General features: G+C 42.0%; 6 protein-coding genes. All 6 read left to right on the forward strand.

Annotated elements, in window-relative coordinates; translation table 11 throughout:
- The first annotated feature begins 315 nt into the window (after window positions 1–315).
- Window positions 316–1,533: a response regulator gene (locus WA1_RS35075; RefSeq protein WP_017745971.1), complete on the forward strand. Its 1,218-nt coding sequence runs from the start codon at window positions 316–318 to the stop codon at window positions 1,531–1,533.
- A 114-nt stretch (window positions 1,534–1,647) separates the two neighbouring features.
- Window positions 1,648–2,070: a response regulator transcription factor gene (locus WA1_RS35080; RefSeq protein WP_017745970.1), complete on the forward strand. Its 423-nt coding sequence runs from the start codon at window positions 1,648–1,650 to the stop codon at window positions 2,068–2,070.
- Between the two features lie 16 nt (window positions 2,071–2,086).
- The gene (locus WA1_RS35085) at window positions 2,087–2,641 is read left to right on the forward strand and encodes a chemotaxis protein CheW (RefSeq protein WP_017745969.1); all 555 of its coding nucleotides are present in this window, start codon (window positions 2,087–2,089) and stop codon (window positions 2,639–2,641) included.
- Window positions 2,642–2,761: 120 nt separating this feature from the next.
- Complete coding sequence (locus WA1_RS35090; protein WP_017745968.1) at window positions 2,762–5,086, forward strand: methyl-accepting chemotaxis protein; 2,325 nt, start codon at window positions 2,762–2,764, stop codon at window positions 5,084–5,086.
- A 38-nt stretch (window positions 5,087–5,124) separates the two neighbouring features.
- A complete protein-coding gene (locus WA1_RS35095) occupies window positions 5,125–8,133 on the forward strand; it encodes a hybrid sensor histidine kinase/response regulator (RefSeq protein ID WP_017745967.1) in 3,009 nt (1,002 codons plus the stop codon).
- 18 nt (window positions 8,134–8,151) lie between these two features.
- Window positions 8,152–9,303: a PstS family phosphate ABC transporter substrate-binding protein gene (locus tag WA1_RS35100; protein WP_017745966.1), complete on the forward strand. Its 1,152-nt coding sequence runs from the start codon at window positions 8,152–8,154 to the stop codon at window positions 9,301–9,303.
- The last annotated feature ends 40 nt before the right edge of the window (window positions 9,304–9,343 follow it).

Consider the following 9,343-nt stretch of genomic DNA (forward strand, 5'->3'; position numbering starts at 1 on the left):
GGGGGGTGGGGCCTTTTTTTACCGGGACTGCCTTTTCGCCATCTCTTAGACCATAAATACTTGGACTTGTGGAATTGTCCCAAGTTTGTTACCTTTTTGTTTCAAGTTTGTCTAGCTTTTACTGCTTAACTTAATGATATACAAATTTATTTAATGGGCTGAGATGTTCCTGCTTCTTGCTGACATAGTGCATTTATCTTATATGCGTAGCACAACTCTAAGGAGAGCAAGTTAGCGAAAGACACGAGTAGAGAGCTTCTTCTACTAGTCATACTTCATGGATACCAGATCTAGAAATGATTGCATAAAGATACAATGAACAGCAGTCTCCTTTACCAATCAGTTGATGCCTTACTAGCTCGGAGAAATGACGCTCCGCCGATTAGGGATTTTGATGCTTCAAAGCAGGCTGAGATGTTTGTAACATTGAAGCAACTTCAGTTTAGCGGTCAACTTGTGCTGACCAATGCGATCGGACGAGAATGGTTTGTCTATTTGCATCGCGGTTTTATCGTGTATGCCACTGGTGGAGAGCACCCAGCGAGACAATGGAAGCGATATTCAGCAGTCTATCTGCCTCAGCAATCAACCGATCTTTCAGTACTCCAGTACGAGTTAGAGAATACGACTGCTGATGATTTTGGTGGCTGTTGGCAATACCAACTATTGTGTTTGTGGGTAAAACAACAAAAAATTACCACTGAGCAAGCTGCAAAGGTGGTTTGGTTTACGATTGTTGAGGTACTCTTTGACATTACACAAGCAGCACAGGTTACTTATGAACTTAGACCAAAAAACACATTGCCTAAAAGACTTGTTTTAATTGATGCAGCACAAGCCGTTGCGGAAGCAGATCGTCTTTGGCAAGCGTGGAAGGCGGCAAAAGTTGCTGATTGCTCGCCCAATCAAGTGCCTGCGATTAATCAGATAAGCGAACTGCAACAGCGAATTTCATCTTCAGTCTACCAAACGCTTAACCAACTCTTAGAACAACAGCAAACTCTGCGTGAAATGGCAATAGAGATGAAGCAGGATGCGTTAACTATTATCCGTTCGCTGTTGCCCTATATTCAGGTGGGATTGGTAGAATTAAGAACTGTTGCCGATTTACCATCTCCAGGCTTTTCATCTCCGAAACAACTAGAGACTCCAAAACCCTTAATTGCTTGTTTAGATGACAATCCCTGGGTTTGCCAAGAGATGGAAAAGATTCTGACTGCTGCAAACTATCAGTTTGTTGGTCTGAACGATCCTTTGAGAGCACTTGGTGTTTTGTTAGCCCTTAAACCGGATTTAATCTTTCTAGATTTGATGATGCCCAATACAAATGGTTATGAGATTTGTGGTAAGCTGCGAAAGCTAGCTTGTTTCCGCTATACACCCATCATTATTTTGACAGGAAATGATGGAGTCATCGACCGAGTTAGAGCTAAAATAGTTGGTTCTTCAGATTTTCTTAGTAAAGAAACAGTTGATACAAAACAAGTTTTAGGGGTTATTAATAAACACTTAAAACAGGTTCAGTTTGCTTAATCAGTGACCAGTGATGTAAAATCTACTTCGATTTAGGAATGGGAAAATTTTCAATTTGAAGGAATTTTGAATTACTTAGCTTTTATATCTTTTATTTTTTGGAACTCGACGCCTATGAATATTACCCTAGCGACTGAGAGTGGCTCAACGGCTCAAACCATTGCCTTAGTAATTGAAGATTCTGCACCAGCGCGGGACATGATTGTGAGATATTTGCATCAATTTGGTTTTCATGTTTTGACAGCCAGTAATGGAGAAGAGGCAATAGAACAGATTAGTAGGTATAAACCTAATATTATTATCCTAGATGTTGTACTCCCAGATCGAAATGGGTTTGCCATCTGTCGAGATTTAAAAGCGGCTGCCGAGACAACAAATATTCCGATCGTTCTCTGTTCAATTAAAACAAGTCATGCAGATCGATTCTGGGGGTTAAAGCAGGGAGCTGATGCCTATTTATCTAAACCAGTGGCTGAAGAAGATCTACTTCATGCTGTCAGGAATTGTTTGGGTTGGAAGTATGTAAAATCTGAATAGTTAAGGAGATATTCTTATGGGGTCTGAGTCTTCACTCACAACAGACGTTTCAACATTATCAGTAGCCCCATCCTCCTCAAAGACGGGGGATCAGTATTTGAAGTTTCAGCTTGTAGCTGACATAACAGCCTTGTTGCCTATTTCTCAACTTGCTGAAGTGTTGACAATCGATGTTAGTCAGATTACACCGATTCCTCAACTCCCTACTTGGGTGATGGGAGCTTATAACTGGCGGGGTGAAGCACTTTGGATGGTTGATTTAGCTCACTTGATAGGTTTCATGCCTTGGTATCAACAACTTTCGCTCACTACAACCTATACCGCAGTTATACTGCGTGGAAGTTCTAAGAGTATGCGAGAAAATAATACTGATAGCCAAATAGTAGGTCTAGTAATTAACCGTGCAGAAGCGATTGAGTGGTGCGATCCACAGATGTTGCAATCTCCATTGTCTGATGCGACAACCCCTCAATTGATACCGTTTTTACGCGGATACCAAGTAAAATCCGATGGCGAACAGTTAGCTGTTTTAGATGATGAAGTTATTCTTTCGACCATATCAAGACTATAGGACTCCTATTTGATTTTTGAAATCTCAGTAGGGTGGGCATTGCCCACCACAAGCTTTATGTGGGCAATGCCCACCCTACTTTGATTTTTTCAACTGCTCAGTTCTCATGAGGTAAATTTCATGGCTCAGAATCCTCTTGGGTCTTTTATACCTGACTCCCAAAAAGCGAACAAAAGCAGAAACTCACTTAAAACTCGACAGCTTTCTATTCAATGGAGGAAAGCGAGTTGGTGGAAGGCGTTAAGTCTCACTATGCTAAACGCGATCGCAACTTTGCCGAAGAGTTTGCCAAGAAAGGTAACGGCTCTAGCGATCGCTACCAGTGTGATTCCAGTTGCTACTGTTGGAGGTATTGCTTATACTTTGGCAAGTCGTACTATTACAGAGCAAATTATTGCAGAGCAAGAAAACCGCATTCTTGGTATGCGAGGTGTAGTTAGCACTACCATCAATCGGTTCGTTGAAGATGCTGAAGCAATTGCTAAGTCACCTTTACTTGTAAACCCACAACAGGTGGACACAACAGTTTCCGATCCCTCCCTCTTTGCAAACACGTACTTAAGTACAAAGGCCACTGAAGAGCAAAAGGTAGCTTTGTTAAACAGTTTTATTGAAGCTAGCAATGAAAAATATGACAGCATTGCTATAGTTGACACAACAGGTAAATTACTGTATCAATCCCATTCATCTCATTCTTTTAATCCTTACAAGGATTATAATTCTGAAGAATACGTTAAGCGTGCCATTGAGACCCAGTCTCCCGCCATTAACAACCCGAGTACAAATCTTTCATCAGGTAAAAGTCACTTGGAAGTAGCCGCACCTATCAAAAACACTAAAACGGGTGAGATGGATGGTGTTGTGCTCGTTCAAATGTCAGCAGAGCATTTGGCTGAAATACTCAGATATATTCAAGGCCAAACATGGGAATACGAAATTGTTGGTCCGGATGGACAGGTTTTTGCAGCTACCGAACCAGAGTTGATAGGTCACCCAGCACAAGCAGATTATGAGGGATTTTCTGAGTCATGGACACAAACATCAGAACAACTCCACAAGGGTTTAATAGTGACTCGGATTGCACAGGATAAAAACGATCGAGAACAAGTTTTAGCCAGTTTTATTGGCATGACAGAGTTGAAAGGGGTGCAAGAGCCTGGTTGGGCTGTAGGTATTGTTCGCCCTACAGTGGAAGCTTTTACTCATTTGGGGAGATTACGCCAAGTTCTACTTATAGGAATAGGATCTGCTGCTTTACTGGTAGGAATAACTGCAGCTATTTTAGTAAAGAGGGCTACTCGTCCTCTTTTAGCCGCAACTAAAGCTGTTGAAAAAATGGGACACGGAAAATTGCATACTCGTCTGAGCGTACAAGGAGAAGATGAGCTGGCCGTGTTGTGCAGTACCATTAACAACATGGCAGAGCAAATACAGAAGTTTGTGAAAGAAAAAGAACTCTTGCAAAAACGGGTGTTTGAGTTATTGGTGGAAGTAGATCCTGTGAGTCAAGGAGATCTCACAGTCTACGCTAAGGTGACAGATGATGAAGTTGGTACTGTCGCTGACTCTTATAACTACGTGATTGAGAGTCTGCGGGAGATTGTGATTCAAGTCAAAAGTGCAACCAACCAAGTAGAAGTAACTGCAAGTAACAGTGGCGAGCTTGTTCAAACATTAGTCGAAGGTGCTTTGCAACAGTCAGAAAAAATGACAGCCGCTATTCAACGAATTCAAGCCATGGCTGATTCAATCAATGCTGTCAGTGCAAATGCTAGAGCCGCAGAAGCAACAGTTCAACAAGCTACTGAAACTGTCCAAATGGGTAACGAAATGATGACTTTAACAATAGAAGGAATTGTGTCAGTTCGCGAAATAGTAACAGAAACATCAAAAAAAGTCAAGTATTTAGGAGAATCTTCTCAAAAGATTTCTACAGTGGTAAATTTAATTAAGAATTTTGCGGAGCAAACAAATGTTTTAGCACTCAACGCTTCGATAGAAGCATCTCGCGCTGGTGAAGAAGGTAAAGGCTTTGCGATCGTTGCGGAGGAAATTCGAGAGCTAGCCCAGCAATCAGCAAAAGCCACCGATGATATAGAAAAGCTAATCTTCAACATTCAACGAGCAACCAGCGAGGTGGTTGCTGCAATGGAAGTCGGTACTGAACAGGTTGTGTCTGGAACTAAATTGGTAGATGAAACCCTTCTTGGGTTGAATCAAATCTTCACAGCCAACACTCAAATCAATCAAGTGGTAGAAGAAATTGTTAGAGCAACAATGGAGCAATCTCAGAATTCTGCACTTGTGACTCAAACAATGACAGAAGTTGCGAAAATTGCGGACAACACAGCAAAATCAGCTAGCGATGTGTCTACTTCCTTTGAGGAATTACTGACAGTCGCTCAATTGTTGCAAGAGAGTGTCAGTCAGTTCAAAGTACAGTAGCTTCATGTGTTCTACTGATGACAGGGGAGAAGCCAATTATGTTGATGTCCCGCGATGTTCACGACCAAACTTATCAATTCTTCATTGAAGAAGTTCCCGAACTCCTACAAATCATTGAAACAGGGTTACTCACCTTAAGAGCAGAACGCACTCCTCATAAACTTCATGAGTTAATGCGAGCTGCTCACTCTCTCAAAGGAGGTGCAGCTATTGTAGGGCTTGAAAGCATCACAACTATTGCCCATCGACTAGAGGATATTTTCAGAGATCTTTACGATGAGACACTAGAAATTGATGCCGATCTGGAAGGATTGCTGCTACAAGCTTACGATTGTCTGCAAGTGCCCTTAACAGAGCAAATTCAAACTGGTCACTTTAACCCGGAGTCAGCCCTAACCTCTGCCGATCCTATATTTACCCAAATAGAAGCAAAACTGGGAGATAGGCTTGCACAGGCTATTTATCATATACCTGACTCTGTAGATCTCAATGTTGACATGGTTGCATCAGTCTTTACAGTTGATATAGCTGATAGGTTAGATTATCTACATACAATTGTTGCTAACCCTCAAAACTATAAAATTGATGAAGAGTTACGCGCACAAGTAGAAGTCTTTGCCAGATTTGCTGAGTTTTTAGAACTTCCAGGATTTAAAGCAATTGCAGAAACAACTTTGGCGGCGCTACTTGCTCACCCCGATCGCGCATTGCACATTGCTGAATTGGCACGTGCTGATTTTCAAGCAGGTCGATCTGCTGTTCTTGCAGGCGATCGCGCCCAAGGAGGTAGCCCCTCAGCAGATCTGATAGCTTTGGCAGAAAACACCATTATTGACGAAATCCCTTTAAATCTATTCGACTCAACCAGTGTTTCCTTAAACTTAGAAACTCTTGAAGAAACATCTTCAAATTTATTCGAGCCTGCGATCGCGTCTTCAAACATAAAACCTGCTCCCCCTCTTTCCTTAGAAGAGTTATTAAGTAAAAAACCATTTACTACACAAGCAAGTGATGACAGCCCTACATCTAGCAGCGCCACTGTGCTGTCTCAGATCCCAGAACATTCTTCAATTCAGCCCGTTGCAAAGCAGGAAGTTCAAATTCGCAAACAAGCTCAGGAGCAGTTTTCTACCAATACCTCTAATATTTCAGTTCGGGTCGATCTGACTCGGTTAGAGCGGATGAATAATCTCTTGGGCGAATTAACGATTAACCGCAACATATTTGCTCTTGAAAATGAACAAATTCAAGCCGCTATCCAAGAATTACTCCATCGTTTTGAGCGGTTTCAAGAAGCTACTAAGCAGATACAAAATATATCAGATATGATGCTTGTTGCTTCAGAATCCACTAGTCGCAGACACAAGATAGCAGCTTCTAAATTTTCCTTGACAGAGTTTGATTCTTTGGAAATGGATCGCTATGGAGATTTATACTCCTCCTTACAAGACGTTTTAGAAGAAGTAGCGCAGCTTAAAGAAGCAGTCGATGATATTGCCATGTTTAGTGGACGCTCAAATCGAACAATTCGACAGGAGCGTCAAATGCTTTCTCAACTTCGGGATGAACTCATGTGGTCTCGTATGTTACCAATCGGTAACGTGCTGAGTCATTTTCCTAGAATGATACGGGATATGTCTACTACCTATCACAAACCTGTTAACTTAAAACTGACAGGGACAGAAGTACAAGTTGAAAAAGCCATTGTTGAGAAGCTCTACGATCCACTTCTGCACTTACTTCGGAATGCCTTCGATCATGGTATTGAACCCCCAGAACTTCGGCATCAACAAGGAAAACTAGAGCAAGGCGAGATTGAAATTCGAGCTTATCACCATAGCAATCAAACTATTATTGAGGTACGAGATGATGGCCAAGGGCTTAATTTAGAACGTATTTGTCTTCAAGCTCTTGAAAGAGGTTTGTTGTCGCCAGAACAATTAGCAGAAGTTTCTACAGATGAACTGTTTGAAACGATCTTCGAGCCTGGATTCTCAACAGCAAGTCAGGTGAGCGAACTTTCTGGACGAGGCGTTGGGTTAGATGTTGTTAAATCTGAGTTACAATCTCTGAAGGGCAATATTACAGTAACCTCTTCTCCCGGTCAAGGTACAACCTTTACCTTACGGTTGCCGTTTACACTAACGATTGCCAAATTATTAGTTTGCTCGATGGGTTTCATAACTGTCGCACTGCCAATTGATAGCATCGTCAGGATTATTAAAACTCAAGGCGATCGCACTGATCGAGCTGGTGAGCGTAAATTTTTAACTTGGCAAGAGCAATCTGTACCTGTTTATCAATTAATCGATCTTTTAGAGTACAATTGCCCATCACCAAAAACTTTCTCTAGCAATGTGGCAAGCACTATTTCAGCAGACAATAAAACTCCTCCACTATTGCTGCTTCGTCGAGAGCAACAGATGTTTGCACTGGAAGTTGACTGCTTAGTTGCGGAGCAAGAACTGGCGATCAAGCCCTTTGGAGCGATCGTTCCTCCTCCTAACTATATTTCCGGTTGTACTGTCTTAGGAGATGGCAGCCTCATTCCTGTTATTAATGGGGCTATGTTATTAGAAGACTTTTTGAAACAAAGCAAAACTGGTAAAACCGCTACCCCACATATATCACAGTCTTTAGCAACCGATTGGCATTCTATCAATAACACACACTTCACCCCCACAGTGCTTGTTGTTGACGACTCTGCTACTGCTAGACAAGCGTTGGTTTTCACGTTGGAGAAAGCTGGTTATCGAGTTTTGCAAGCCCGTGATGGATGGGAAGCTATTGAACAACTGCATCTCTGTGCAAACGTACAACTCATGATTTGTGATGTTGAAATGCCTAACATGAATGGATTTGAGTTCTTGGATTACCGTCTTCAAGACCCTCAACTCGCAAAAATTCCTGTAGCAATGCTTACAACCCGCAGTAACCGTAAACATCGCGATCTTGCAATGGCTTTAGGTGCTAGTGCTTACTTCACTAAACCTTATATAGAATTAGAGCTTTTGTCAGCACTAAAAAATATCATTGGTCAGGCTTAATAAATTGGCGAAGGCTGTATGTCTCAAATCAAAGAAACGACAACCTTGATTTTACTCCTCCTTATTGCATCCGTACCGCTCGGTATAGGTTTTTGGTGGGTCAGTCATTGGTCTGGTTTAGAATTAAAATTTGTGACTAACTTGTCTGTGGGTTCTAAAGATGTTGCTAGGAAAAAACTTCAGAACCTTGACAATTGGGAGCGCACTTCTACTAAAGTGCCAGAAACTCCGTCTGAGTTATTTAACTATGCTGCTCAAGAAAAACTCCGAAAAGCAGGTGTTAAGGCTCAAACCTTTGACGCAGTGCCAAATATTCCATCAGGGTTATTTAATTATGGAGGTAGTACAACTTGGGACCCCATCCGAAAAACAGTAGACCCAGTTATTCAAAGCACTTGGCCTCAGTTTAAATTGCGCTACCTCAATTCCCCAGGCTCTCGTACTGAGATCAAAATGTTATTAGAGAATCAGCTGGCTTTTTCTCAATCTTCTCGTCCAATGGAAGAGAAAGAATACCAACAAGCACTGCAACGCGGTTTTGCTTTCAAAGAGATACCAGTCGCTATAGATGGAATTGCGATCGCAGTTCATCCAAGTCTAAAAATTCCCGGTCTCACAATTGCTCAACTCAAAAAGATATATACTGGTAAAATTCACAACTGGAAGCAAGTTGGTGGACCAGACCTCCCGCTCACTCCTTACTCTCGATCTCAAGAAGCAGGTAGTACAGTTGAATTCTTTGTAGACAAACTGTTGGAAGGTGAAAAACTAAGTCCTAAAGTCAAGATAGTTGCTAACACAACCAGTGGACTGAGAAATGTAGCTTCAGACCCTGGTGGTATATATTATGCAACTGCCACTGAAGTCGTGACACAGTGTCATGTTAAACCTTTGCCAATTGGGTATCAAGCAGATCATCTCGTACCTCCTTATGAAGAACCTCTTGTAGAGCTTTCGCAATGTCCAAATCAACACAATCACCTCAACAGAGCAGCCATGCAAAGTGGAGAGTATCCAGTCACTCGCCGATTATGCGTGCTCGTTAAGCAAAATGGTCTAGAAGATGAGCAGGCGGGTTGGGCTTATGCTGCTTTGTTATTGAGCGATCAAGGTCAACACTTGATTAACAATGCTGGATTTATTAGCCTTCACTCCTGGATTAAGGACTAGGGGGAGGGAATGAGGGAGGGAGGGAGGGAGGGAGGGAGGG

Source organism: Scytonema hofmannii PCC 7110, from assembly GCF_000346485.2.
Taxonomy (GTDB): domain Bacteria; phylum Cyanobacteriota; class Cyanobacteriia; order Cyanobacteriales; family Nostocaceae; genus Scytonema; species Scytonema hofmannii.